This is a genomic window from Pseudomonas sp. PNPG3 (assembly GCF_023093815.1).
GTDB classification, from domain to species: Bacteria; Pseudomonadota; Gammaproteobacteria; order Pseudomonadales; family Pseudomonadaceae; genus Aquipseudomonas; species Aquipseudomonas asiatica.
The window spans coordinates 1-467 of record NZ_JALLKV010000144.1 but is presented as its reverse complement, the minus strand read 5'-3'; the positions used below and the strand labels follow the sequence as shown (position 1 = coordinate 467).

1 pseudogene is annotated in these 467 nt (G+C 57.6%); it reads left to right on the top strand.

The annotated features are described in order from the left end of the window. Positions 1 to 235 (top strand): annotated as a pseudogene (locus MJ643_RS30475) (integrase); the annotation flags it as partial. Positions 236 to 467: the final 232 nt, after the last annotated feature.

The following is a 467-nucleotide window of genomic DNA, read 5'->3' as shown; positions in this document are numbered from 1 at the left end:
ATGGACGGACGCGGCGATTGAGCGGCAGATGAGCCATCAGGAGCGTAACCGCGTGCGCGCTGCTTACATCCATAAGGCCCAGTTTCTGGAGCAGCGTCGGTTGATCATGGCGTGGTGGAGTAACTACATCGATGCCAACAGATCGGGCCATGTCACCCCGCATGAGTTTGCCCATCCGGTAGGCGATAACGTCACCGCCTTGCCAAATGGGCATGGCGCATTCAATCGCGGGTGAGTCTGAAAGATCGGCGCTGGCTGCTCTTTCACGCGGGTCCATCCAAACAGGGCTGCAAAGCCGCCCTGTTTGGATGGACCTCACTTTGAAGAGCTAAAGGCCACGACGTTGTCCGGGATGTACCACGGAATTCCACCGGTGGATAACCGCTTTTCAGGTCCCAAGTAGCGCTGAATTTCGACCCTTGACCGGGTTTATCCACAGGCGTAGAACTGGCCGTGCAAGCGCTGTC